We start from the raw sequence: 23,806 nt of genomic DNA, 5'->3' as shown, positions 1-23,806 counted from the left end.
GCGGTTTGATATGGAACGGGCTGTAGCTGTATGGTGGAATCAGTTTTGGGCCTCTAAAAATTTTCAGGTAGCCTCTGCTTGGTAGGGAAAGGCTACCTGAAAACTTTATGGTGAGTGAACAAAAAATGCTTCAGCGTTGGCTCGCTTTGCCGTATGGCTTGTACTGCCTGCGGCTTGCTGCCTTGTTCTGTTTTTTGTTAATCCACTATATATGAAATTGAGATTAAAGCAAAAATATCGTAGCCAGCCCGAGGAAGATCAGGAAGCCGCCGGAGTCGGTAACGGCGGTAATCAGCACCGAGCTGCCCAGTGCCGGATCGCGACCGAGTTTATCCATGATCACCGGAATCAGCACGCCCACGGTGGCGGCGAGCAGCAGGTTTAGCGTCATGGCGGCCACCATCACCAGGCCGATGCCGATGTTTTTATACAGCAGCCAGGCCACCACGCCCATCACGCCGCCCCAAATCACGCCGTTGATCAGCGCCACCCCCACTTCTTTGCGCAACAGGTACAGCGCCTGGCTACCTGAAAGCTGCCCCATAGCCATGGCACGTACGATCATGGTGATGGTTTGGTTGCCGGAGTTACCGCCGATACCGGCCACAATCGGCATCAGCGCGGCCAGGGCGACAATTTGAGCAATGCTGCCTTCGAATGCGCCGATGACGCGGCTAGCGAGGAAGGCGGTGCAGAGGTTGATGGCCAGCCACATCCAGCGGTTTTTCACGGAATCAAGCACGGGCGCGAACAGGTCTTCGTCTTCCTGCAAACCGGCCATGTTCAACATATCGGCTTCGGTTTCTTCACGAATCACGTCCACCATTTCGTCCACGGTCAGGCGGCCGATAAGCTTACCATCGGCATCGGTCACGGGCGCGGTTACCAAGTCGTAACGCTCAAACGCTTGCGCGGCTTCTTCGGTGTTGTCTTCGGGGCGGAATCGCACAATGTCGCGCGCCATGATGTGCTCCACGATTTCGTCGGGATCGGCCACGAGGAGCTTGCGGATGGGCAATACGCCTTGCAAGACGTCGTTTTCGTCGACCACGAAGATTTTGTCGGTGTGGTTGGGCAGGCTCTCGAAGCGGCGCAGGTAGCGCAGTACCACTTCGCAGGTAACATCAGCACGGATGCTTACCAGCTCGAAGTCCATGATGGCACCCACTTGGTCGTCGGCAAACGACATGGAGGCCTGCACTTGGGCGCGTTCTTCCTCGCCCAATGATTGCAGGGCTTCGGCCACAATTTGGCGCGGCAGGTCGTCGGCCAGCTCAGCCAAGTCGTCCACGTCCATGTCTTCTACGGCAGCCAGGATTTCCTGCCGCTCCATGTTTTCAATCAGAGATTCGCGGACGGCATCGGATACTTCCAACAGGATGGAGCCGTCGCTCTCCGGCTCCACCAGTTTCCATACCAAAAGACGGGATTGCAGCGGCAGCGATTCGAGTACGGCAGCAATATCGGCCGGATGCAGCTCGTGCAGGATTTCGATGAGTTCGGCCAGGCAGCTGTTTAAATAGGGGTTGTCCAGCACGCTGTCGGGCCGGATGGTGTCATACACCGGCAGCAGGGCGTCGGCCAGTTCGTGGATACGGGCGGTATCGATCTGCGGCTGTTCGGAAGAGGGCAGTAGGGTAGGCATGCGCACTCCTTACCGTGCATCACGGTAATGGCGCACGGGAGAAATCAGGAAGAATAAATAAGGAAAAACAGAATCTTGTGGGAACCGGAAGGATCCATAAATTTGAAGCCCCAATCTGGCATCAATAGCAAACCGCCGCATTCTACACGCTTTTGCACTGAGGCGACAAACTGCTTTCAGGTAGCCTGCGGTTGGTCAATTATGCGTCATATCCATATATTTTATACGGATAAACTTATAGCGTTGATTTAAATCAGAACTGATCGGAATATTCTAAGGATTACCTGCATAATTTTAATATAGAAAATTATTATCATTATAATGTAATGATAATATTGTATTTTCCAGCCTGTTTATTTTGAATGCGGAAAAAAATTTGGTTACAATACGAGTTGGTTTTACCTGCATTTTTATGTCTATTTCAGAGTGCAAACCATGTTGGCTAACTATTTTCCCGTATTTATCTTTATCTTGGTCGGCCTGATTGCCGGTGTGCTGTTTATCCTGCTCGGCACGCTGCTGGGCAGCAAACGCCACTATGCCGAAAAAGACCAGCCGTTCGAGTGCGGCTTCGAGGCGTTTGAAAACGCACGTATGAAATTCGACGTGCGCTATTACTTGGTGGCGATTTTGTTCATCCTGTTCGATTTGGAAGTGGCGTTTATGATTCCGTGGGCGGTGGTGTTCAAAGATTTGCTGGCGCAGTCGGGGCAGTTTGCCTTCTGGTCGATGTTTGTCTTCATCGCCGTGCTCGGTGTGGGCTTTGTGTATGAGTGGAAAAAAGGAGCGCTGGAATGGGAGTAGAAGGCATTCTGAATAAAGGTTTCGTTACCGCCAGCGCGGATACGGTGCTCAACTATGTGCGCACCGGCTCGCTGTGGCCGGTAACCTTCGGTTTGGCCTGCTGCGCGGTGGAAATGATGCATGCCGGTATGGCGCGTTACGACCTCGACCGTTTCGGTATCATTTTCCGTCCCTCGCCACGCCAATCCGACTTGATGATTGTGGCCGGTACGCTGACCAATAAAATGGCACCCGCCCTGCGCCGCGTGTACGACCAGATGGCCGAGCCGCGTTGGGTGTTGTCGATGGGTTCGTGCGCCAACGGCGGCGGTTATTATCATTATTCCTATTCAGTGGTGCGCGGTTGCGACCGTGTGGTGCCGGTAGACGTATACGTGCCCGGCTGCCCGCCGACTGCCGAAGCCTTGATTTACGGCCTGATTCAGCTTCAAGGCAAAATCAAGCGTACTTACACCATTGCCCGTAACTAGGAGCGCACCATGCACCCGAAAGATTTACACGGCGCGGCACAGCGCATCTTGGCAGGCAAGGCGGACAAAGTATTGCTGGCTTTGGATGAAATAACCGTCGAATGCCGCCCCGAACACTATCTCGATATCATGCAGACCCTGCGCGACCACGAAGAAATGCACTTTGAGCTCCTAGTGGATTTGTGCGGTGTCGATTACAGCACCTATAAAAATGAACCGTGGCCGGGCAAACGCTTTGCCGTGGTCAGCCAGCTGTTGTCTGTGAAAAACAACCAGCGCATCCGCGTGCGCGTGTGGGCGGAAAACGACGATTTCCCGCTGGTTCAATCTGTTATCAATATTTACAACAGCGCCGATTGGTACGAACGCGAAGCCTTCGATATGTACGGCATCGTCTTCGAAAACCACCCCGACCTGCGCCGCATCCTCACCGATTACGGCTTTGTCGGCCACCCCTTCCGCAAAGATTTCCCCATTTCCGGCTATGTCGAAATGCGTTACGACGAAACCGAAAAACGCGTTATCTATCAGCCTGTAACCATCGAGCCGCGCGAAATTACCCCGCGCGTCGTCCGCGAGGAGAACTACGGTGGCCACTAAACTCAGAAACTACACCATTAACTTCGGCCCGCAGCACCCCGCCGCCCACGGCGTATTGCGCATGATTTTGGAGCTGGAAGGCGAAACCATCGTCCGCGCCGATCCGCACATCGGCCTGCTGCATCGCGGCACAGAAAAACTTGCCGAGACCAAAACCTATCTGCAAACCCTGCCGTATATGGATAGGTTGGACTACGTTTCCATGATGGTAAACGAGCAGGCCTACTGCTTGGCCGTGGAAAAACTGCTCGGTATCGATATTCCCATCCGCGCCAAATACATCCGCACCATGTTTGCGGAAGTAACCCGCATTCTGAACCACCTGATGGGCATCGGCTCGCACGCCCTCGATATCGGCGCAATGACCGCCATCCTCTACGCCTTCCGCGACCGCGAAGAACTGATGGATTTGTACGAAGCCGTTTCCGGTGCGCGCATGCACGCCGCCTATTTCCGCCCCGGTGGCGTATACCGCGACCTGCCCGACTTCATGCCGAAATACGAAGCCAGCAAATTCCGCAACGCCAAAGTGTTGAAAGAGCTCAATGAAGCCCGCGAAGGCACCATGCTCGACTTTATCGAAGCCTTCTGCCAACGCTTCCCCGGCCGCATCGACACCCTCGAAACCCTGCTCACCGACAACCGCATCTGGAAACAGCGTACCGTCGGCATCGGCGTGGTCTCCCCCGAACGCGCCCTGCAAAAAGGCTTCACCGGCGTGATGCTGCGCGGCTCGGGCATCGAATGGGATGTGCGCAAAAAACAGCCCTACGAAGTTTATGACAAAATGGATTTCGACATCCCCGTCGGCGTAAACGGCGACTGCTACGACCGCTACCTTTGCCGCATCAACGAAATGCGCCAATCCGTGCGCATCATTCAGCAGTGTGTCGATTGGCTGCGTGTTAATCCTGGCCCCGTCATCGTGGACGACCACAAAGTTGCCCCGCCCAAGCGCACCGAAATGAAGTTCGGCATGGAAGACCTTATCCACCACTTCAAACTGTTTACCGAAGGCATGCACGTGCCCGAGGGTGAAACCTACACCGCCGTGGAACACCCCAAAGGCGAATTCGGCGTATACATCATTTCAGACGGCGCCAACAAACCCTATCGCCTGAAAATCCGCGCCCCCGGCTTCGCCCACCTGCAAGGTATGGACGAAATGGCCAAAGGCCACATGCTCGCCGACGTCGTTGCCATCATCGGCACGCAAGATATCGTATTCGGAGAGGTAGACCGCTAATGTTATCCGCAGAATCCTTGAAACAAATCGATACCGAATTGGCCAAATACCCGGCTGATCGCCACCGCTCCGCCATCATGGGGGCACTGCGTATCGCCCAAACCGAAAAAGGCTGGCTCGCCCCCGAAACCATCGAATTTGTTGCCGACTACATCGGTATCCCTCCCGTGCAGGCCTATGAGGTTGCCACCTTTTACAATATGTACGATCTCAAGCCTATCGGCAAATACAAACTCACTGTCTGCACCAACCTCCCTTGCGCCTTGCGTGGCGGCGTGGATGCCGGCGAATACCTGAAGAAAAAACTCGGCATCGGCTACGGCGAAACCACGCCCGACGGTAAATTCACTTTGGTCGAAGGCGAGTGCATGGGCGCATGCGGCGATGCCCCCGTGATGCTCCTGAACAACCACAAAATGTGCAGCTTCATGACTGAAGAAGCGATTGAAGCCAAACTCGCTGAATTGGGTTAGAGGCTACCTGAAACCGCAAAGGCCGTCTGAAAAACCAACGCAGGTCGCCTCGAAACCGAACAGAAAGAAAACAGAAAACCCTTTTTCAGACGGCCTAACAGGCTACCTGAAAAACACCGCAATATTGACAGGCCGTCTGAAACCGACAAGGCCGCAGCAGAAACCGAAACACATAGGCACACCAAAATGGCTATTTACCAATCAGGCGTGATTTTTGACCAAGTGGATACCGCCAATCCCGATTGCTGGACGCTGGACGAATACGTCAAACGCGGCGGCTACACCGCCCTGCGTAAAATTTTGGCCGAAAAAACGCCGCAAGACGACGTGATTGCCGAAGTTAAAACTTCCGGCCTGCGTGGGCGCGGCGGTGCCGGCTTCCCGTCCGGCCTGAAATGGAGCTTCATGCCCCGTTCCTTCCCCGGCGAAAAATACATCGTCTGCAACACCGACGAAGGCGAGCCCGGCACCTTCAAAGACCGCGACATCATCCGTTTCAATCCGCATGCCCTGATTGAAGGCATGATTATCGGCGGCTATGCCATGGGCGCGTGTGCCGGTTACAACTACATTCACGGCGAAATCTTTGAAGGCTATCAACGCTTTGAAGCCGCTCTGGCCGAAGCCCGGGAAGCAGGCTTCCTTGGCAAAAACATCCTGGGCAGCGGCTTCGATTTCGAACTCTTCGCCCACCACGGCTACGGTGCATACATCTGCGGTGAAGAAACCGCGCTGCTCGAATCGCTCGAAGGCAAAAAAGGCCAGCCGCGCTTCAAACCTCCGTTCCCGGCTTCGTTCGGTTTGTTTGGCAAACCCACCACCATCAACAACACCGAAACTTTCGCCTCTGTTCCCTTTATTATCCGCGACGGCGGTCAAACCTTTGCCGATAAAGGCATTCCCAACGCAGGCGGTACCAAACTCTTTTCCGTATCCGGCCACGTGGAACGCCCGGGCAACTACGAAGTGCCGCTCGGCACGCCCTTTGCCGACCTTTTGGCCATGGCAGGCGGCGTGCGCGGTGGTAAAAAACTGAAAGCCGTTATTCCGGGCGGCTCCTCTTCGCCCGTGATTCCCGGTGACATGATGATGACCCTCACCATGGACTACGACGCCATCGCCAAAGCCGGTTCCATGCTCGGTTCCGGCGCGGTCATCGTGATGGATGAAGACGTGTGCATGGTTAAGGCATTGGAAAGATTGAGTTACTTCTACTTCGAAGAATCCTGCGGCCAATGTACTCCCTGCCGCGAAGGCACCGGCTGGCTCTACCGCATCGTTCACCGCATCGTAAACGGCCAAGGCCGCATGGAAGACCTCGAACTTTTAGAAAGCATCGGCAACAACATGGCCGGCCGTACCATCTGCGCCCTTGCCGACGCCGCCGTTTTCCCCGTGCGCGGTTTCATGAAGCACTATCGCGACGAATTCGTCCACTACATCGAACACGGCAAACCGATGAAAGAGCACAAGTGGTGCTAGCTGCCGGAATAATTGGGCTACCTGAAAGCAAAAAGGCCGTCTGAAAACAGGCTGCCTGAAACACAGCCCGCAGGCCGCCGCCTTTTTTCAGACGGCCTCACAACGAAAAATTTTAAATACCCGTAACGTAGGAAATACACCATGTTACAAATCAGCATTGACGGTAAGGAAGTATCGGTAGAGCAGGGCGCGACCGTGATTGAAGCGGCGCAGAAGCTCGGCACCTACATCCCCCACTTCTGTTACCACAAAAAACTTTCCATCGCCGCCAGCTGCCGCATGTGCCTGGTGGAAGTGGAAAAAGCGCCCAAGCCGCTGCCCGCCTGCGCCACACCGGTAACCGACGGCATGGTGGTGCACACCCATTCCAAAATGGCCAAACAAGCGCAGGAAGGCGTGATGGAATTCCTGCTCATCAACCACCCGCTCGACTGCCCCGTGTGCGACAAGGGCGGCGAATGCCAGCTGCAAGATTTGGCCGTCGGCTACGGCAAATCCACCACCCGCTACACCGAAGCCAAACGCGCTGTGGTGGCCAAAGAAATGGGTCCGCTGATTTCCACGCAGGAAATGAGCCGCTGTATCCACTGCTCCCGCTGCGTGCGGTTTACCGAAGAAATCGCCGGCAACCAGGAAATCGGCATCGCCAACCGCGGCGAACATTCCGAAATCCTCACCTTCATCGGCCGCGCCGTGGAAACCGAACTTTCTGGCAACGTCATCGACCTCTGCCCCGTGGGCGCGCTCACCAGCAAACCTTTCCGCTTCAACGCCCGCTCATGGGAATTGAACCGCCGCAAATCCGTGTCTGCCCACGACGCATTGGGCAGCAACCTGATCGTGCAAACCAAAGAACACACCGTTCGCCGCGTGTTGCCGCTGGAAAACGAAGCCATCAACGAATGCTGGCTGTCCGACCGCGACCGCTTCGCCTACGAAGGCCTGAACCACGAAAGCCGTCTGAAAAACCCGAAAATCAAGCAGGGCGGCGAATGGATCGATGTGGACTGGCAAACCGCGCTCGAATACGTGCGCAACGGCATCGAATGCATCACCAAAGACGGCAACCAAGAGCAAATCGGCTTTTGGGCCAACCCGATGAACACGTTGGAAGAACTCTATCTGGCGAAAAAACTGGCTAACGGCATCGGCAGCCGCCACTTTGCCACCCGCCTGCGCGAACAAGACGGCCGTCTGAAAGGCACGTTGCAAGGCGCGCAATGGCTGGGCTGCAATATCGCTGACCTTTCCGATGCGCAAGCCGTGTTGGTGGTGGGCGCGAACCTGCGCCAAGAGCAGCCGCTGCTCACCGCCCGCCTGCGCGTGGCGGCCAACCAAGGCAGCAAAATCAGCGTGGTAGCCGCGCGTAAAGAGCAACTGCATATGCCCTTGGCCGCACAGGAAACCCTGCATCCGAACCAATGGGCAGGCTACCTGAAAACCCTGTCCGCCGATGCCGCCAACCCGATTCACGCCGGTTTGAAAGACGCGGAAAAAGCCGCCGTCCTGCTCGGTGCGGAAGCGCAAAACCACCCCGACTACGCCGCGATTTACGCCGCCGCGCAAAGGCTGGCCGAACAAACCGGCGCGTCATTCGGCATCCTGCCGCAGGCGGCCAACAGCGTGGGCGCGGATTTGCTGAATGCCGACAGCGGCAGCATTGCCGAAATGATTGCCGCGCCGAAACAGGCCGTGCTGCTGCTCAACGTTGAGCCGGAAGCCGACGTGGCGGGCGGAGCCGCCGCCGTGGCCGCGCTGAAACAGGCCAAGAGCGTGATGGCGTTCACCCCGTTCGTCAGCGATACCCTGCTCGACGTGTGCGACGTGCTGCTGCCGATTGCCCCGTTCACCGAAACTTCCGGCAGCTTCGTCAATATGGAAGGCCGTCTGCAATCCTTCCACGGCGTAGTAAAAGGCTTGGGCGAAAGCCGCCCGCTGTGGAAAATCCTGCGCGTACTGGGCAATCTGCTGGAGCTGGAAGGCTTCGAATACGACAGCAGTGAGCAAATCCTGCACGACGCGCTGGATGCCCAAAGGCTACCTGAAAAACTGAACAACCGCAGCAACTGGCAGGGCGAAGCCGCGCCTGCCGCCGCAGGCCTGATCCGCACCGGCGGCGTCGGCATCTACCACACCGACGCCATCGTGCGCCGCGCCGAAGCGCTGCAGCAAACCTCGCACGCCCAAGTGCCCGCCGCCCGCGTCCATCCCGATACGCTGGCCGCGCTCGGCCTCGCCGACGGCACAACCGCCGAAGCTGTGCAGAACGGCAGCCGCGTGCGCGTAACCGTAATGGCCGACAACATATTGCCGCCCAACGTCGTCCACCTGCCGCAGCATCCGGCCAACGCCGCGTTGGGCGGGCTGATGAACGCGATTGAACTGGAAGGAGTCTGATGATGCAGGAATGGTTTCAAGCCCTGTTTGCCGGCTGGTTCGGCGCGGCGGGCAACGACATCGGCCTCTTGGTGTCGATTGTCGTCAAAATCGTGATTATCCTTGTGCCGCTGATCCTGACCGTGGCCTACCTGACCTACTTCGAGCGCAAGGTCATCGGTTTCATGCAGCTGCGCGTCGGCCCGAACGTGACCGGCCCGTGGGGCTTGATTCAGCCGTTTGCCGACGTGTTGAAACTGCTGTTTAAAGAAGTTACCCGCCCCAGCTCGTCCAACAAAGCCTTGTTCTACATCGGTCCCATGCTCTCGCTTGCACCCTCGTTTGCCGCGTGGGCGGTGGTGCCGTTCTCCGACCAATGGCTTTTAACCAAAGTCGATGCCGGGCTGCTGTATATCTTAATGATTACCTCGCTTTCCGTGTACGGCGTGATTATTGCCGGCTGGGCGTCCAACTCGAAATACGCCTTCCTCGGCGCGATGCGCTCCTCCGCGCAAACCATTTCCTACGAAATCGCCATGAGTGCGGCTTTGGTGTGCGTAATCATGGTTTCAGGTAGCCTGAACTTCAACGACATCGTGGCCGCGCAAAGCACCGGTATTGCGGGCGGCTCGATTTTCTCGTGGAACTGGTTCACCCTGTTCCCCGTGTTCCTCGTATACCTGATTTCCGCCGTGGCCGAAACCAACCGCGCCCCGTTTGACGTGGCCGAGGGCGAATCCGAAATCGTGGCCGGTTTCCACGTTGAATACTCCGGTTTTGCCTTCGCCCTGTTTTTCCTCGCCGAATACATCTTCATGATTCTAATCGGCGCGCTCACCTCCATCATGTTCCTCGGCGGCTGGCTGTCGCCCTTCCCGCAAAGCTGGGGCATCGTCGGTACGCCCAGCCCGATTTGGATGTTTGCCAAAATGGCCTTCGTGCTCTACGGCTATCTGTGGATTCGCGCCACTTTCCCGCGCTACCGCTACGACCAAATCATGCGCCTGGGCTGGAAAGTGCTGATTCCCATCGGCTTTGTCGCCATCGTTTTCTACGGCCTGTGGATGGCTTCGCCGTGGAGCTTGTGGAAATAGGGCAGGGAGGCCGTCTGAAAGTTTTCAGGTAGCCTGAACCCAAATTTTTAACCGTTTCAAACCGAGAGAAACCGATGAAAGCTCAATGCCTGTGCGGCGCAGTATCACTGGAAACCGCCGAAAACCACGAACTTCACGCCTGCCATTGCGGGAAATGCCGCGTATGGGGCGGCGGCGCGTCTTTTACTTTGTCCGCCCAGTCGCCCGAAATCACAGGCAGCGAGCACGTTGCGCATTATCAGTCGTCCGAATGGGCACAACGCTGTTTTTGCAAACACTGCGGCACACACCTGTTTGTGAAAGTTGGCAACGATTATTACATCAACGCTGGGCTGTTTGCCGACAACGCGGGCTTTGAAACCACCTCGCAAATCTTTATCGATTGCAAAGCTCCGTATTACGACTTGGCCAACGATACCCCGAAGCTGACCGAAGCAGAGTTTTTAGAAATGGTGGGCGCGGCAGGTTAAAAACCGCTTTCAGACGGCCTATAAACAGAATAATCCGAAAAGAGCATCCGAAAATGGCTAATTTAGTAAAAACCTTCCTGCTGGGCGAATTGGTGAAAGGCATGGGCGTAACGCTCAAAAACTTCTTCGCCCGCAAAGACACGATTTACTTCCCCGAAGAGAAAACGCCGCAATCCGTGCGTTTCCGCGGCCTGCACGCCCAACGCCGCTATCCGAACGGCGAAGAACGCTGCATCGCCTGCAAACTGTGCGAGGCCGTCTGCCCCGCCATGGCGATTAACATCGAATCCGAAGAGCGCGAAGACGGCACCCGCCGCACCACGCGTTACGACATCGATTTAACCAAGTGCATCTTCTGCGGCTTCTGCGAAGAAGCCTGCCCGACCGATGCGATTGTGGAAACCCACATCTTCGAATACCACGGCGAGAAAAAAGGCGATTTGCACATGACCAAGCCGATTTTGCTGGCCATCGGCGACAAATACGAAGCCGAAATCGCCAAACGCAAAGCGGCCGATGCGCCGTACCGCTAAAGAACGGAACGCCCGCAGAGTTTTCAGGTAGCCTGAAGCCAATATTCCGGCTGCCGTGATTGAAGGAAAGACAGAATGGATAAGCAACAAGCCTTTGCCAATATGGTTTTTCAGAAAACCGCCGCCGCATTGGCCGGGCTGCCTGAAGAGATGCGGGATGATGTATATGCCTTATCGTTCTGGGTTCGGGGCGGTGATGAGTGGTTGCCCGGCCTTTCAGTCAGCTACAACACTTGCGGGCAGTTTGAAGAAAAGAAGGGTGAGACGCTTAATCAGGATGACGAAGCCAAGTGGAATTATGCCTATTGGCTGCAAGACGAAGCCGAATTGTTGGGCGTAGACGCATATAGAAACAAGCAAGAACTCCAAGCATGGCTGGCAAACGCGCCCTTTGCCTACACCGAAGAACAATACGAAGCCATGTTTGACGGCGACGATGAAGACGAAAGCAGTGGAACAGGCGAGAAATCGGGTGAGTTTTACCAGGCCTTTGTCGAAACCCAAATCGCCGTGGTGCAACGCCTGTTTGCCGAAGGCGTGATTGCCGGAACGTTCGGCAAAAATATTCCCGTACTGGTACACGAATTGGAGTATTACGATGCCCCCTTGTCGTGGACGGAACGCGCCAACCCGGAAGGCTTGGCAGATGAATTCTTAAGCTATTGGCGCAGCCAATGGCGCAGCCAATAAACCGCGTCCGACCAAGCCGGAACGCACAGCAAAACCGATTGAAATATCCCGAAACGGAAAGTGCAAAAATATGAACTTTCAACTGATCCTGTTTTACCTGTTGGCCGCCATCATCCTGTTCGGCGCGCTGAAAACCGTAACCGTGAAAAACCCGGTGCATGCCGCGCTGTATCTGGTGCTCACTTTCTGCATGAGCGCAATGATGTGGATGCTGATGCAGGCTGAATTCCTCGGCATCACGCTGGTGGTGGTGTATGTGGGCGCAGTGATGGTGCTGTTCCTGTTCGTGGTGATGATGCTCAACATCGACGTGGAGGAAATGCGCAAAGGCTTCTGGCGCAACGCGCCGGTGGCCGCCGTGGTCGGCGTGCTGATGGCCGTGGCGCTGATCATGATTTTGGTTGCGCCGGATACCGATTTGGCCGCCTTCGGCCAGATGAACGACGTGCCGGCCGACCACAGCAACGTGCGCGAGCTGGGCACGCAGATTTACACCACCTACCTGCTGCCTTTCGAGCTGGCGGCCGTGCTGCTGGTGCTGGGTATGGTGGCCGCCATCGCGCTGGTGCACCGCAAAACCTTCAAGCCGAAATACATCAATCCGGCCGACCAGGTTAAAGTGGACGCGAAAAAAGGCCGCCTGCGCATGGTGAAGATGGAAGCCGTGGTGCAGAGGCCGTCTGAAAGCGAAGAAAACAACGGCGAAGCCGCCGAATCCGATGCCGCTAAAGGGGAGGGCAAAGCATGATTACGATTACGCATTATCTGGTGCTGTCCGCCCTGTTGTTCGGCATCAGCGCGATGGGCATTTTCATGAACCGCAAAAACGTGCTGATTTTGCTGATGTCGATCGAACTGATGCTGTTGGCGGTGAACTTCAACTTTATCGCCTTCTCGCGCTACCTCGGCGACAGCGCGGGGCAGATTTTCGTCTTCTTCGTGCTCACCGTGGCCGCGGCCGAATCCGCCATCGGCCTGGCGATTATGGTTTTGGTATACCGCAACCGCAACACGATCAACGTAACGGATTTGGATAGCCTCAAAGGCTAGGGCTGCCTGAAAACAGGCCGTCTGAAAGTTTCAGGTAGCCTTATCATAACTAAGGTAGATTCCAACATAAATTAAGTGATTGGCTGAAGATAAGAGATTATGGGCGAAGAACAGTTGAAACAAGAATTTCACAAAGCCATGCTGGACATTTATTACAATGCTTTAGATTTTCCGAAGCCATATCGTGCAACACGATTTTTTCAAATGGTAAATGAGTTGGGTGGGAAAAAGGCAGCTGATAAATTATTGAGCACAGGCGATCGTACTCAAAGTGGCTTTGCAGAACTGATTCTGAGTGGTGGTGGAATACACGCTTTACAGTACAGTATGGAATATTTAGTGTTACAGAAGCCGTGGTGTGATTTGTTTACTGAAGAGCAATTAGCAGTGGCATATAAACGATTGGAGCGAGCTGAATTCAAATTTCCTGAAAAACAGTGAATTTGCTCGTTTGCAATTCGTAAAATTATCTATTTTTTCAGGTAGCCTGACGGACAGCCAAAGAGGCCGTCTGAAAACGAGCCGCACAAAATTGAAAGATTTATCCGTAAGGATGGCAACAACATGACTGACATGACTTTATACCTCATCATCGCCCTCACGCCCTTGGCGGGCTGTTTGCTGGCCGGGCTGTTCGGCAACACCATCGGCCGCCGGGGCGCGCACACGGTTACCATACTCGGCGTGGCCGTATCCGCCGTGCTGTCGGCCTATGTGCTGTGCGGGTTTATCGACGGCAGCCGTGCCAAGTTCGATGAAAACGTCTATACCTGGCTGACCATGAACGGGCTGGATTTCTCGGTCGGCTTCCTAGTGGACAGCCTCACCGCGCTGATGATGGTGGTGGTTACTTCCGTGTCGCTGATGGTGCACATCTACACCATCGGCTATATGGCGGACGAAGAAGTCGGCTACCAACGCTTCTTCAGCTATATCTCATTGTTTACCTTCAGCATGCTGATGCTGATTATGTCCAACAACTTCATCCAGCTTTTCTTCGGCTGGGAAGCGGTCGGCTTGGTGTCTTACCTCCTAATCGGCTTCTATTTCAAACGCGACAGCGCGATTTTCGCCAACTTGAAAGCCTTTTTGGTGAACCGCGTGGGCGACTTCGGCTTCGTGCTCGGCATTGGTTTGGTGCTGGCCTATTTCGGCGGCAGCCTGCGCTATGCCGACGTGTTCGCCTATTTGCCCAACGTGGTCGGTAGCACTCTGTTCGGCTGGGATTTGATTACCATCACCTGCCTGTTGCTGTTTGTCGGTGCGATGGGTAAATCCGCCCAATTCCCGTTGCATGTGTGGCTGCCCGATTCCATGGAAGGCCCGACTCCGATTTCCGCGCTGATTCACGCCGCCACGATGGTTACCGCCGGCCTGTTTATGGTGTCGCGCATGTCGCCGATGTACGAACTCTCCACCACCGCGCTGAGCGTGATTATGGTGATTGGCGCGATTACCGCGCTGTTTATGGGCTTCCTCGGCACGATTCAAAACGACATCAAACGCGTGGTGGCCTATTCCACCCTGTCGCAGCTCGGTTATATGACCGTGGCTTTGGGCGTGTCTGCCTATTCCGTGGCCATGTTCCATGTGATGACCCACGCTTTCTTCAAAGCCCTGTTGTTCTTGGCGGCGGGCAGCGTGATTATCGGCATGCACCACGACCAGGATATGCGCAATATGGGCGGCCTGCGCAAATACATGCCGATTACCTGGTTCACCATGCTGCTGGGCAATCTCGCCCTCATCGGCACGCCGCTGTTCTCCGGTTTCTATTCCAAAGACTCGATTATCGAAGCGGTACACGCCAGCAATCTGCCCGGCAGCGGTTTCGCCTATTTCGCCGTGCTGGCCAGCGTGTTCGTTACCGCGTTTTACGCCTTCCGCCAATACTTTATCGTCTTCCACGGCAAAGAACGCTGGCGCGAGGCCAAGCACGACCATCACGACGACCACGGCCACCACCACGGCCTGAAACCGTCCGACAACCCGCATGAAAGCCCGTGGGTGGTTACCCTGCCGCTGATTTTGCTGGCGATTCCGTCAGTGATTATCGGCTACATCGCCATCGAACCCATGCTGTACGGCGATTTCTTTAAAGACGTGATTTATGTCAATCACGAGCTGCATCCGGTGATGCACATCATGAAGGAAGAATTCCACGGCGCAATGGCCATGGTGTCGCACAGCCTGCATACGCCCGTGCTGTATCTGGCCATCGGCGGCGTATTGGCTGCGTGGTTCCTGTATGTGAAAGCGCCGCAGCTGCCTGCCAAAATCGCGCAGGCCTTCCGCCCGGTGTATGTGCTGTTTGAAAACAAATACTACCTCGATAACATCTACTTCGCCGTGTTTGCCAAAGGCACGCGCGCGCTGGGTACTTTCTTCTGGAAAGCCGTCGATACCGCAATCATCGACAACGGCCTGGTAAACGGCGCGGCCAAACTGGTCGGCGCGGTGGCAGGGCAGGTACGCCGCCTGCAAACCGGCTTCATCTACACCTACGCCGCCGCCATGGTTTCCGGCGTGTTGGTGCTGATTGTGGTGTTCTTCTGGCAGCTTTGGTTCAGATAAAGGCTACCTGAAAAATGGATGCTGATATTTTGCCCGATACCCTAGCCGAAGTGCGGCAGGCGATTGACGTGCTGGACAGCCAGCTCATCGGCTTGCTGGCGCGGCGGCAACAGTTGGTTGCACAGGCAGGCCGTCTGAAACCCAAACACGACGCGCAGGCCGTGGCCGCGCCCGAAAGGGTGGTGCAGGTGCTGAAGGCACGACGCGAACAGGCTGCGGCGGCAGGCTTGTCGCCCGATGTGGCGGAAGCCGTGTGGCAGGCCATGATTGCCGCCTTTATCCGTTTCGAGCAGGAAGTAAACCGTTCGGGCGGGACAGCTAATTAAGGCTACCTGAAAACTAAAAGGCCGTCTGAAAACACCACACACAGAGGAAAAAATGAGCGCAACCGACATCATCCGCGCCGCCGAATTCACCGCCGAGAGGGCATGGGGCGCGCGCAGCATCGCCAATCTGAACGGCATCACCGTGCGCCTGCATTGGACGGACCGGCCCTACAAATGGCATGTGAACGACGGCGAGGAAGTGTTTGCCGTGATGGACGGCGAAGTGGACATGCACTACCGCGAAAACGGCGAAGAGCGCGTGGCGCGGCTGCAAAGCGGCGACATCTTCTATGCCGGCATCGGCGCGGAACACGTCGCCCACCCGCGCGGCGAAGCGCGGATTTTGGTGATTGAGAAAGAGGGCAGCGTTTAGATTTCGTCTGAAAACATAATCTACATGCAGCTCATATACGTAAATTTTACTTGCTGAGATTAGCTGAGACTGGAGCGAAAAAGATGACACAGTTGTTTTTACATTCGGAGGCTTCTAGTGATAATGGACTGAACTCAGTATATGAGAAAGCTGTTTCAGAGGCAGTAGAATTGTATATTTTTTCCGCGTATCTCACTCATTGGGATGTAAAGAATAAGCTTAATGATAAATTGAAAGAGTTTAAATTTATTTTTGGTCAAGATTTTGGTTTATCCAAAAAAAATGCTATTCGGAAGGTGCTGAAATGGATTCCAGCACGCTTGAAATTTGCATTAATGGTGGCTCAGAATATTCAAGGATTTCATCCCAAGGCTGTATTTTGGAAAAATGATAAAAATAGATGTTATGCTTTAATTGGTTCTTCAAATTTGACTCATGCTGCATTTAATAGCAATTATGAAGCTAATATTTTGACAGAAATCTCTGAGAAAGAATTTATAAACGCTAAGTCTTGGGCTAATAAAATTGCAATGAAATCTATTCCTGTATCGGAAGATTGGCTTGAAAAATATCAAGAAGCCGGGATTACTCATAAGAAACCAACCTTCAGTAAATCGGCGATGGATGCATTATTTATGGAAATGCCAAATTATGACAAAAAACTAATTGAAGCACGAAGAGAACAGATGAGAAACCATCAGACTGTACGCAAACAATTAAAAAAACTTATTAAGCAATGTGCCGATGGAAAGATAGATAATGATGAGTTTTATATGGAGTTTAATAAATTATGGTCTTGGAAAAACGAAAATGGGGGTAATGGTGTAGGTAACCGTTTTCAAGATAAAACATGGACGGGAAAAGGTAAGTCTTCAGATTTTAAAAAATTATGCTTTGCTACCCAATCGGTTTTTGATGCTCCACCTACTGAGAGGGATTATGTTGTTGCCAAGAAAATTGATTGGCTAAAAGAATGTGAGGTTTCTACTCGTCGTTCTGTTTTTTCAGAAATGCTTTGTCAGGAATATCCAGATAAATATCCATTACTTAATAAACCTATAGAGAAATTTTTAAAAGATAACCAGTTTCGTTCAGCACGCGGGGCAAGTGAAGGTTCCAAATATATTGATTTGAGTATGAAGTTAAGAGAACTATTGATTAAACAATCAAAAATAAGAAATTTGGCTGAATTAGATGTCTTGATACAGGCAAAATATCGTAAGAATACTGATATTGATTGGGAATAAAAACAGCATTATTTAGAGGCCGTCTGAAAAGCGGCAAACGCAGAAAAACGACGATTTATTTATTCAAACCACAGGTTACAACTATGTTTTCTAACCATCTTCTCAGCTTGGCAATCTGGCTGCCGATAGCCGCCGGATTATTGGTGCTGGCTACCGGCTGCGACCGCCGTGCCCCCTTGGCGCGGATACTGGCTTTTGTTGGCGCGCTGGCCGGTTTTCTGGTTACGTTGCCGCTGTTTACGCAGTTCGACCGCTTGAGCGGCGGCTTTCAGTTTGCCGAGTTTTATGCGTGGATTCCTGCGCTCAACATCAACTACGCGCTGGGCGTGGACGGCATTTCCGTGCTGTTTGTCATCCTCAACGCCTTCATCACGTTGATGGTGGTGCTTGCGGGCTGGGAAGTGATTCAGAAAAAGGTGGCGCAATACATGGCGGCCTTCCTGATTATGTCCGGCCTGATCAACGGCGCGTTTGCCGCCCGCGATGCCATGCTGTTCTATATTTTCTTCGAAGGCATGCTGATTCCGCTGTATCTGATTATCGGCGTATGGGGCGGGCCGCGCCGCGTGTATGCCTCGGTAAAACTCTTCCTCTACACGCTGATGGGCTCGCTGCTGATGCTGGTGGCCTTGGTGTATTTGTCGCTGCAAACCGGCGGCAGCTTCGCGATTGAAGATTTCCAAAATATCAAACAAATTCCGTTGTTTACCCAACAGATTCTGTTTGCCGCCTTCTTCCTGTCGTTTGCGGTGAAAGTGCCGATGTTTCCGGTGCACACTTGGTTGCCCGATGCGCACGTGGAAGCGCCCACCGGCGGTTCGATGGTGCTGGCGGCTATTACGCTGAAACTCGGCGCATACGGCTTTCTGCGCTTCATCCTGCCCATCCTGCCTGATGCGTCGCGCTATTTTGCCCCCGCCATCATCGTGCTCAGCCTGATTGCGGTGATTTACATCGGCATGGTGGCTTTGGTACAAACCGATATGAAAAAACTGGTGGCCTATTCCTCGATCAGCCACATGGGTTTCGCTACCTTGGGCATGTTCTTGTTTACCAATCAGGTGCAGTTGCAGCCGTGGGCGCTGAAAGGTGCGATTATGCAGATGGTTTCGCACGGCTTCGTTTCCGCCGCCATGTTCTTCTGCATCGGCGTGATGTACGACCGCCTGCACAGCCGCAACATTGCCGACTACGGCGGCGTGGTTACCGTGATGCCGAAATTTGCCGCTTTTATGATGCTGTTTGCCATGGCGAACGCCGGCCTGCCCGCCACTTCCGGCTTCGTGGGCGAATTTATGGTGATTATGGGTGCGGTGAACTACAACCTGCTTACCGGCGCGCTGGCGGCATTGACGCTGATTTTGGGCGCGGCCTACACGCTGTGGATGTACAAACGCGTGATTTTCGGCGCGGTAACCAACCCGCATGTGGCCGAAATAAAAGACATCAACCGGCGCGAATTCGCCATCCTGGCCATCCTCGCCGCCGCCGTGCTGGGCATGGGCCTGTGGCCGGAGCCGTTTATCGCCGTGGTGCATCAGGCGGCTAACGATTTGATCGCGCATGTGGCGCAAAGCAAGATTTGAGGTGTGTGAATGAACTGGACTGATCTGAACTTAATCCCCGCCATGCCCGAAATCGTGCTGCTCACGGCATTGTGCGCGGTGCTGCTGGTGGATTTGTGGCTGCCGGACGAAAAGCGCGGCATCACTGCCGGCCTGGCCATATTGGGCGTGCTGGCTGCTGCGGTTTTTCAGGTAGCTTTATGGCCGGGAGAGCCGGTGGAAACCTTCAATGCGATGTTTGTGTTGGACGGTATGTCGTATGTGGCCAAGCTCGCGGTTTATGCCGTGGTGCTGGTGCTGTTCGTGGTGTCGAGGGGCTACCTGAAAGCGCGCCAAATTTATAAAGGCGAATTCTATTCGCTCACTATGTTTGCGCTGCTGGGTATGTGCGTGATGGTGAGCGCCAACCATTTCCTCACCCTGTATATCGGTTTGGAACTCCTATCGTTGTCGCTGTATGCGCTGATTGCGCTGCGCCGCGAGGATACCCGCGCCAGCGAGGCGGCATTGAAGTATTTCGTGCTCGGTGCGCTGGCTTCCGGCCTGCTGCTGTACGGCATTTCCATGATTTACGGCGCAACCGGCTCGCTGCTCTTGCCGGAAGTGCTGATGGCAGGGTTGGGGCAGTCGGCCAATCCGTGGCTGCTGAAGCTGGGTTTGGTGTTTGTGGTGGTGGCGGTGGCGTTCAAGCTGGGTGCCGTGCCGTTCCATATGTGGGTGCCGGACGTGTATCACGGCTCCAGCACCGCGGTTACCGCGCTGGTGGGCACGGCGCCGAAAATCGCGGCCGCAGTGTTTGCCTTCCGCATTCTGGTTACCGGCTTGGGCGCACTGCACACCGATTGGGTGCCGATGCTGAATATGTTGGCGCTGGCTTCGCTCTTGGTGGGCAACTTGGCTGCCGTGATGCAGACCAATATCAAACGTATGCTGGCTTACTCCACGGTGTCGCATATGGGCTTCGTGCTGCTGGCGTTTATGGGCGGCCTTGAAGGCTTCAGCGCCGCACTGTATTACGCGCTTACCTATGCACTGATGGCGCTCACCGGCTTCGGCGTGCTGATGCTGCTCTCGCGCGAAGGGCGTGATTGCGAGGAAATCGCCGATTTGGCTGGCCTGAACCAACGCCATCCCTGGTATGCCTTCCTGATGCTGCTGGTGATGTTCAGCATGGCCGGTATTCCGCCGCTGGCCGGGTTCTATGCCAAATTCAGCGTGTTGAAAGCATTGGTGGGTCAAGGCTTTGTGTGGCCGGCAGTGTTTGCGGTGGTGATGTCGCTGATTGGCGCGTTCTACTACCTGCGCGTGGTGAAAGTGATGTATATGGACGAATCTGCCGAGCCGGCACAAGCTCCGGCTATGTGTGTAGGGGGCAGGGTAGTGCTTTCGGCCTGCGCCTTGGCTTTGCTTCTGTTCGGCCTGATGCCGAGCCTGCTGATGGATTGGTGCGTATATGCGCTGGCAAAAACCTTCTAAACCAATATTGGGTAGGGCAGGGCGATGACGGCGGCGATGTATCTGCTGTTGCTGGTGGCCTTGGTGTGCGCCAACCTGCCGTTTGTTACGCAGCGCTGGTTCGGCCTCAAAAGGCTACCTGAAAAACATTTCGGCCATCATTTACCGGAGTTGCTGGCCGGTTTCGCCTTTGTGGCCTTGCTGGCCTATATGTTGGAGGCACAGGCCGGTAGCGTGCACCGCCAGTATTGGCAGTTTTATGTGGCGGTGGTGTGCCTTTATTTGGTATTCGCCTTTCCCGGCTTCGTACTGCGCTATTTTTGGCACGGCCGCAACCGCGAATAAGCCCGCCGCCTCATGCAATAAGGCTACCTGAAAAATCCCTCGCTTTAACAGGATTTCAGGTAGCCTTAAATCATGCTACATCATTTTGTTTTAATTCCGCCTTTTCATCCTGAGGCGCACTGCGTATAATGCCGCCTCCGCAAACCATCAGCCCCGCAATTACGGGATACCTGAAAGAAGAACCAAACCATGAAAAAAGTCTTTATCCGCACCTTCGGCTGCCAAATGAACGAATACGACAGCGAAAAAATGCTCGCCGTCCTCGCCGAAGAACACGGCGGCATTGAACAGGTTGCCGAACCCGACAACGCCGACATCATCCTCTTCAACACCTGCTCCGTGCGCGAAAAAGCACAGGAAAAAGTGTTTTCCGACCTCGGCCGCGTCAAACCGCTCAAACAGAAAAACCCTAACCTCATCATCGGCGTGGCCGGCTGCGTGGCGTCGCAGGAAGGCGAGGCGATTATCGAGCGCGCGCCCTATGTGGACGTGGTGTTCGGCCCGCAAACCCTACACCGCCTGCCCAAAATGATTGTGGACAAAGAAACCACCGGCTTGTCGCAAGTCGATATTTCCTTCCCTGAAATCGAAAAATTCGACCACCTGCCCCCCGCGCGTGTGGAAGGCGGCAGCGCGTTCATCTCCATCATGGAAGGCTGCTCCAAATATTGCAGCTTCTGCGTGGTGCCCTACACACGTGGCGAAGAATTCTCCCGCCCGCTGAACGACGTGCTGACCGAAATCGCCGGACTGGCGCAGCAAGGCGTGAAAGAAATCAACCTGTTGGGGCAGAATGTGAACGCCTATCGCGGCGAAATGGACAACGGCGAAATCTGCGATTTTGCCACCCTTCTGCGCATTGTCCACGAAATTCCCGGTATCGAACGCCTGCGCTTTACCACCAGCCACCCGCGCGAATTTTCCGATGCCATCATCGAATGCTACCGCGACCTGCCCAAGTTGGTGTCGCACCTGCACTTGCCGATTCAGAGCGGTTCCGACCGCGTATTGAGCGCGATGAAACGCGGCTACACCGCCTTGGAATACAAATCTATCATCCGCAAACTGCGGGCCATCCGCCCCGATTTGTGCCTGAGCAGCGACTTCATCGTCGGCTTCCCCGGCGAAACCGAACGCGAGTTCGAGCAAACGCTGAAGCTGGTAAAAGACATCACCTTCGATTTGAGCTTCGTCTTTATTTACAGCCCGCGCCCCGGCACGCCCGCGGCCAACCTGCCCGACGACACGCCGCACGAAGAAAAAGTGCGCCGCTTGGAAGCACTGAACGAAGTGATTGAAGCCGAAACCGCCCGCATCAACCAAACCATGCTCGGCACAGTGCAGCGCTGTCTGGTGGAAGGCATCTCCAAAAAAGATCCCGACCAGCTTCAAGCCCGTACCGCCAACAACCGCGTGGTGAACTTTACCGGCGATGTGTCGCTCATCAATCAAATGGTAGAGATCAAAATCACCGAAGCCTTCACCTTCTCGTTACGCGGCGAGTTGGTGGAGTAAACAACAGGCTACCTGAAAATTTACTAGGAAGGATAAGCATGAAGAAAATCGCGATAACCGCGCTATTGGGTTTGTTGCTTGCCCCTGCCTGTGCCGAAAATTAGCAGGATTTCGACCAGGATGAAATCTATCAGCAGGTTCAGCTAACGAGCGAATATATTGAAAACGAGCTGAGCAATATCGTGCTGGCGAATTTGGCCGTAATGTCGCCCGAACAAGAGCGGTGGCTGAATACAAGTAAACAGGCAGAAAATGCGTTTAATCAAAGGACTCGGCGCCAGCTCATGCAAACCTGGCCTGCCTATATGAATCGCTGTTATGCCGGCAATGCGGCTAGATTGTGTGCCTATCGCGATATGTATTTCCATCAGATATTTGAATTTGTTATGAAACAAGCTGGCGATCGGCAGCGGGTTGTGCCGCTCAATGCGCAAACCCACGCCTGGATATGGCAGAACCCCCGATTGTCGGAGCAGGCGGCAGCTGAAATAACTGCGATAATCCGTGAGGCTGGTTTGTAAATCAGTGCGCTTTGGTATTTGCTTGCCACTGATTTGAGGTACATATTTTCAGGTAGCCTGTTAGCGTTTTAGTCGTACAATCGTACTTGTCGGGCATGTAGAAAGGGATAACATGATGAAATTCAAACACACCCTGTTGGCTGATATCTTAGCGGTGGCTTGCGGCAGCGGCATGGCGCAAACCGCACAGGCCGGACAAGTGCATAGCCTCGCTCTGCTGTCGGACGTACCGTACAGCGGCGCTGACGGCTTATACGAGCTAGTTGATTGGACGGATAAAACTGTACGCCAGCCGCGCGGCTAACTACTGAGGCTACCTGAAAAATGTTTGGCAGATGTTTTCAGGTAGCTTTTATAACGCGTCAAACACAAAGCAAAAGAGACAGGGGCTACCTGAAAATGATGAAGCAAATGATGGCGGCGGCATTATCGCTATGCTTGCTTGCACCGGCTTACGCGAAGGATGCCGAAAGGCTTGATCAGTTGGCGTTTGCCCGGCAGGCACGGATGGCCGCCCAATATTTGGGTGATCAAGCATCCAGCCTGGTAGTGGATCACGTTCTTGCCATGACGCCGGAGCAGCAGAGAGAGTTCGACCGGCTGCTTGCGGACAAACAGCAGGCAGCCCGCTGGGAAAGCGAAATTCGCGGGCGGGTAATGCGGCAGTTTGTTGGCTATATTGTGCAATGCTATGCGGGAAACCAAGCAGATTTATGCGCTTATCGCGATATTGCCGGGCGGACCCTCATGCGCCAAACGCTGGAGCAGTCAAACGACAAACAGCCGATTATGCCGCTACACGAGCAGACTCAATCTTGGATAACCAGCCACCCCCGGCAGGTTGCCGAAGCAGAACAGATTGCCGAATGGATGGCGCGGTTAGCCTTGCATTCCGGCAGCAAAGATCGATAGCGGATAGTTTTCAGGTAGCCTTCCGCAGGCAATCCTTGAG

26 protein-coding genes are annotated in these 23,806 nt (G+C 54.5%); 25 read left to right on the top strand and 1 reads right to left on the bottom strand.

Going from position 1 to position 23,806, the window contains the following annotated elements; all coding sequences use genetic code 11:
• Positions 1-223: 223 nt before the first annotated feature.
• A complete protein-coding gene (gene mgtE / locus A7Q00_RS02700; RefSeq protein ID WP_064089106.1) occupies positions 224-1,645 on the bottom strand; it encodes a magnesium transporter in 1,422 nt (473 codons plus the stop codon).
• Between the two features lie 435 nt (positions 1,646-2,080).
• On the opposite strand from mgtE, the gene ndhC reads away from it, so the two are divergent.
• The 25 genes from ndhC (at position 2,081) to A7Q00_RS02575 (ending at position 23,766) form a co-directional block, all read left to right on the top strand.
• Positions 2,081-2,449 (top strand): NADH-quinone oxidoreductase subunit A, encoded by a 369-nt coding sequence (ndhC, locus tag A7Q00_RS02695; RefSeq protein ID WP_064089105.1) that lies wholly within the window; start codon positions 2,081-2,083, stop codon positions 2,447-2,449.
• A complete protein-coding gene (locus A7Q00_RS02690) occupies positions 2,440-2,919 on the top strand; it encodes a NuoB/complex I 20 kDa subunit family protein (protein ID WP_064089104.1) in 480 nt (159 codons plus the stop codon). The genes ndhC and A7Q00_RS02690 overlap by 10 nt, the downstream gene beginning before the upstream one ends.
• A gap of 9 nt (positions 2,920-2,928) precedes the next feature.
• Entirely contained in the window at positions 2,929-3,519 is a 591-nt protein-coding gene (locus A7Q00_RS02685) for an NADH-quinone oxidoreductase subunit C (protein ID WP_064089103.1), read from the top strand.
• The gene (gene nuoD, locus A7Q00_RS02680; protein ID WP_064089102.1) at positions 3,509-4,765 is read left to right on the top strand and encodes an NADH dehydrogenase (quinone) subunit D; all 1,257 of its coding nucleotides are present in this window, start codon (positions 3,509-3,511) and stop codon (positions 4,763-4,765) included. Before A7Q00_RS02685 ends, nuoD begins: the two co-directional genes overlap by 11 nt.
• Positions 4,765-5,238, top strand: coding sequence for an NADH-quinone oxidoreductase subunit NuoE (nuoE, locus tag A7Q00_RS02675; RefSeq protein ID WP_064089101.1), 474 nt, complete (start codon positions 4,765-4,767; stop codon positions 5,236-5,238). The genes nuoD and nuoE overlap by 1 nt, the downstream gene beginning before the upstream one ends.
• A gap of 186 nt (positions 5,239-5,424) precedes the next feature.
• Entirely contained in the window at positions 5,425-6,720 is a 1,296-nt protein-coding gene (gene nuoF / locus A7Q00_RS02670; RefSeq protein WP_003822945.1) for an NADH-quinone oxidoreductase subunit NuoF, read from the top strand.
• A 141-nt stretch (positions 6,721-6,861) separates the two neighbouring features.
• Complete coding sequence (gene nuoG / locus A7Q00_RS02665) at positions 6,862-9,117, top strand: NADH-quinone oxidoreductase subunit NuoG (protein ID WP_064089100.1); 2,256 nt, start codon at positions 6,862-6,864, stop codon at positions 9,115-9,117.
• Positions 9,118-9,119: 2 nt separating this feature from the next.
• A complete protein-coding gene (gene nuoH / locus A7Q00_RS02660; protein WP_035580103.1) occupies positions 9,120-10,190 on the top strand; it encodes an NADH-quinone oxidoreductase subunit NuoH in 1,071 nt (356 codons plus the stop codon).
• Between the two features lie 74 nt (positions 10,191-10,264).
• The gene (locus A7Q00_RS02655; protein WP_064089099.1) at positions 10,265-10,660 is read left to right on the top strand and encodes a GFA family protein; all 396 of its coding nucleotides are present in this window, start codon (positions 10,265-10,267) and stop codon (positions 10,658-10,660) included.
• Positions 10,661-10,713: 53 nt separating this feature from the next.
• Positions 10,714-11,193, top strand: a complete 480-nt coding sequence (gene nuoI, locus A7Q00_RS02650; RefSeq protein ID WP_003798854.1) for an NADH-quinone oxidoreductase subunit NuoI — start codon at positions 10,714-10,716, stop codon at positions 11,191-11,193.
• Positions 11,194-11,268: 75 nt separating this feature from the next.
• Positions 11,269-11,883 (top strand): hypothetical protein, encoded by a 615-nt coding sequence (locus A7Q00_RS02645; protein WP_064089098.1) that lies wholly within the window; start codon positions 11,269-11,271, stop codon positions 11,881-11,883.
• A 70-nt stretch (positions 11,884-11,953) separates the two neighbouring features.
• Entirely contained in the window at positions 11,954-12,631 is a 678-nt protein-coding gene (locus A7Q00_RS02640; RefSeq protein ID WP_064086126.1) for an NADH-quinone oxidoreductase subunit J, read from the top strand.
• Positions 12,628-12,933 carry an NADH-quinone oxidoreductase subunit NuoK gene (nuoK, locus tag A7Q00_RS02635; RefSeq protein ID WP_003773732.1) on the top strand — a complete coding sequence of 102 codons (306 nt, stop codon included), beginning with the start codon at positions 12,628-12,630 and terminating at the stop codon, positions 12,931-12,933. Before A7Q00_RS02640 ends, nuoK begins: the two co-directional genes overlap by 4 nt.
• 96 nt (positions 12,934-13,029) lie before the next feature.
• Positions 13,030-13,374 carry a hypothetical protein gene (locus A7Q00_RS02630; protein WP_064089097.1) on the top strand — a complete coding sequence of 115 codons (345 nt, stop codon included), beginning with the start codon at positions 13,030-13,032 and terminating at the stop codon, positions 13,372-13,374.
• A 123-nt stretch (positions 13,375-13,497) separates the two neighbouring features.
• Positions 13,498-15,507, top strand: a complete 2,010-nt coding sequence (nuoL, locus tag A7Q00_RS02625; protein ID WP_064089096.1) for an NADH-quinone oxidoreductase subunit L — start codon at positions 13,498-13,500, stop codon at positions 15,505-15,507.
• 14 nt (positions 15,508-15,521) lie between these two features.
• Positions 15,522-15,833, top strand: coding sequence for a chorismate mutase (locus tag A7Q00_RS02620; protein WP_064089095.1), 312 nt, complete (start codon positions 15,522-15,524; stop codon positions 15,831-15,833).
• A 52-nt stretch (positions 15,834-15,885) separates the two neighbouring features.
• Positions 15,886-16,206: a cupin domain-containing protein gene (locus A7Q00_RS02615; RefSeq protein ID WP_064086129.1), complete on the top strand. Its 321-nt coding sequence runs from the start codon at positions 15,886-15,888 to the stop codon at positions 16,204-16,206.
• An 83-nt stretch (positions 16,207-16,289) separates the two neighbouring features.
• Positions 16,290-17,453, top strand: coding sequence for a phospholipase D family protein (locus tag A7Q00_RS02610; RefSeq protein WP_064089094.1), 1,164 nt, complete (start codon positions 16,290-16,292; stop codon positions 17,451-17,453).
• Positions 17,454-17,536: 83 nt separating this feature from the next.
• A complete protein-coding gene (locus A7Q00_RS02605) occupies positions 17,537-19,039 on the top strand; it encodes an NADH-quinone oxidoreductase subunit M (RefSeq protein ID WP_064089093.1) in 1,503 nt (500 codons plus the stop codon).
• Between the two features lie 9 nt (positions 19,040-19,048).
• Positions 19,049-20,494 carry an NADH-quinone oxidoreductase subunit NuoN gene (gene nuoN, locus A7Q00_RS02600; protein ID WP_064089092.1) on the top strand — a complete coding sequence of 482 codons (1,446 nt, stop codon included), beginning with the start codon at positions 19,049-19,051 and terminating at the stop codon, positions 20,492-20,494.
• 24 nt (positions 20,495-20,518) lie between these two features.
• On the top strand, positions 20,519-20,818 hold the full coding sequence (locus tag A7Q00_RS02595) for a DUF2818 family protein (RefSeq protein WP_064089091.1): 300 nt from the start codon (positions 20,519-20,521) through the stop codon (positions 20,816-20,818).
• A 189-nt stretch (positions 20,819-21,007) separates the two neighbouring features.
• Positions 21,008-22,333, top strand: a complete 1,326-nt coding sequence (gene miaB, locus A7Q00_RS02590) for a tRNA (N6-isopentenyl adenosine(37)-C2)-methylthiotransferase MiaB (RefSeq protein WP_064089090.1) — start codon at positions 21,008-21,010, stop codon at positions 22,331-22,333.
• A gap of 203 nt (positions 22,334-22,536) precedes the next feature.
• On the top strand, positions 22,537-22,854 hold the full coding sequence (locus A7Q00_RS02585) for a hypothetical protein (protein ID WP_245637509.1): 318 nt from the start codon (positions 22,537-22,539) through the stop codon (positions 22,852-22,854).
• Positions 22,855-22,966: 112 nt separating this feature from the next.
• The gene (locus tag A7Q00_RS02580) at positions 22,967-23,158 is read left to right on the top strand and encodes a hypothetical protein (RefSeq protein ID WP_064089089.1); all 192 of its coding nucleotides are present in this window, start codon (positions 22,967-22,969) and stop codon (positions 23,156-23,158) included.
• Between the two features lie 95 nt (positions 23,159-23,253).
• A complete protein-coding gene (locus tag A7Q00_RS02575) occupies positions 23,254-23,766 on the top strand; it encodes a hypothetical protein (protein WP_156503704.1) in 513 nt (170 codons plus the stop codon).
• The last annotated feature ends 40 nt before the right edge of the window (positions 23,767-23,806 follow it).

The sequence above is a fragment of the Eikenella halliae genome, assembly GCF_001648475.1.
In the GTDB taxonomy this organism is placed as follows: domain Bacteria; phylum Pseudomonadota; class Gammaproteobacteria; order Burkholderiales; family Neisseriaceae; genus Eikenella; species Eikenella halliae.
The sequence above is the reverse complement of the archived record's forward strand: the minus strand, read 5'-3'. Positions and strand labels throughout refer to the sequence as shown.

Coding starts and splice junctions, on each gene's coding strand:
- mgtE (WP_064089106.1), bottom strand. CDS start 1,645: ATGCCTACCCTACTGCCCTCTTCCGAACAGCCGCAGATCGATACCGCC.
- ndhC (WP_064089105.1), top strand. CDS start 2,081: ATGTTGGCTAACTATTTTCCCGTATTTATCTTTATCTTGGTCGGCCTG.
- A7Q00_RS02690 (WP_064089104.1), top strand. CDS start 2,440: ATGGGAGTAGAAGGCATTCTGAATAAAGGTTTCGTTACCGCCAGCGCG.
- A7Q00_RS02685 (WP_064089103.1), top strand. CDS start 2,929: ATGCACCCGAAAGATTTACACGGCGCGGCACAGCGCATCTTGGCAGGC.
- nuoE (WP_064089101.1), top strand. CDS start 4,765: ATGTTATCCGCAGAATCCTTGAAACAAATCGATACCGAATTGGCCAAA.
- nuoF (WP_003822945.1), top strand. CDS start 5,425: ATGGCTATTTACCAATCAGGCGTGATTTTTGACCAAGTGGATACCGCC.
- nuoG (WP_064089100.1), top strand. CDS start 6,862: ATGTTACAAATCAGCATTGACGGTAAGGAAGTATCGGTAGAGCAGGGC.
- nuoH (WP_035580103.1), top strand. CDS start 9,120: ATGCAGGAATGGTTTCAAGCCCTGTTTGCCGGCTGGTTCGGCGCGGCG.
- A7Q00_RS02655 (WP_064089099.1), top strand. CDS start 10,265: ATGAAAGCTCAATGCCTGTGCGGCGCAGTATCACTGGAAACCGCCGAA.
- nuoI (WP_003798854.1), top strand. CDS start 10,714: ATGGCTAATTTAGTAAAAACCTTCCTGCTGGGCGAATTGGTGAAAGGC.
- A7Q00_RS02645 (WP_064089098.1), top strand. CDS start 11,269: ATGGATAAGCAACAAGCCTTTGCCAATATGGTTTTTCAGAAAACCGCC.
- A7Q00_RS02640 (WP_064086126.1), top strand. CDS start 11,954: ATGAACTTTCAACTGATCCTGTTTTACCTGTTGGCCGCCATCATCCTG.
- nuoK (WP_003773732.1), top strand. CDS start 12,628: ATGATTACGATTACGCATTATCTGGTGCTGTCCGCCCTGTTGTTCGGC.
- nuoL (WP_064089096.1), top strand. CDS start 13,498: ATGACTGACATGACTTTATACCTCATCATCGCCCTCACGCCCTTGGCG.
- A7Q00_RS02620 (WP_064089095.1), top strand. CDS start 15,522: ATGGATGCTGATATTTTGCCCGATACCCTAGCCGAAGTGCGGCAGGCG.
- A7Q00_RS02615 (WP_064086129.1), top strand. CDS start 15,886: ATGAGCGCAACCGACATCATCCGCGCCGCCGAATTCACCGCCGAGAGG.
- A7Q00_RS02610 (WP_064089094.1), top strand. CDS start 16,290: ATGACACAGTTGTTTTTACATTCGGAGGCTTCTAGTGATAATGGACTG.
- A7Q00_RS02605 (WP_064089093.1), top strand. CDS start 17,537: ATGTTTTCTAACCATCTTCTCAGCTTGGCAATCTGGCTGCCGATAGCC.
- nuoN (WP_064089092.1), top strand. CDS start 19,049: ATGAACTGGACTGATCTGAACTTAATCCCCGCCATGCCCGAAATCGTG.
- A7Q00_RS02595 (WP_064089091.1), top strand. CDS start 20,519: ATGACGGCGGCGATGTATCTGCTGTTGCTGGTGGCCTTGGTGTGCGCC.
- miaB (WP_064089090.1), top strand. CDS start 21,008: ATGAAAAAAGTCTTTATCCGCACCTTCGGCTGCCAAATGAACGAATAC.
- A7Q00_RS02585 (WP_245637509.1), top strand. CDS start 22,537: ATGTCGCCCGAACAAGAGCGGTGGCTGAATACAAGTAAACAGGCAGAA.
- A7Q00_RS02580 (WP_064089089.1), top strand. CDS start 22,967: ATGATGAAATTCAAACACACCCTGTTGGCTGATATCTTAGCGGTGGCT.
- A7Q00_RS02575 (WP_156503704.1), top strand. CDS start 23,254: ATGATGAAGCAAATGATGGCGGCGGCATTATCGCTATGCTTGCTTGCA.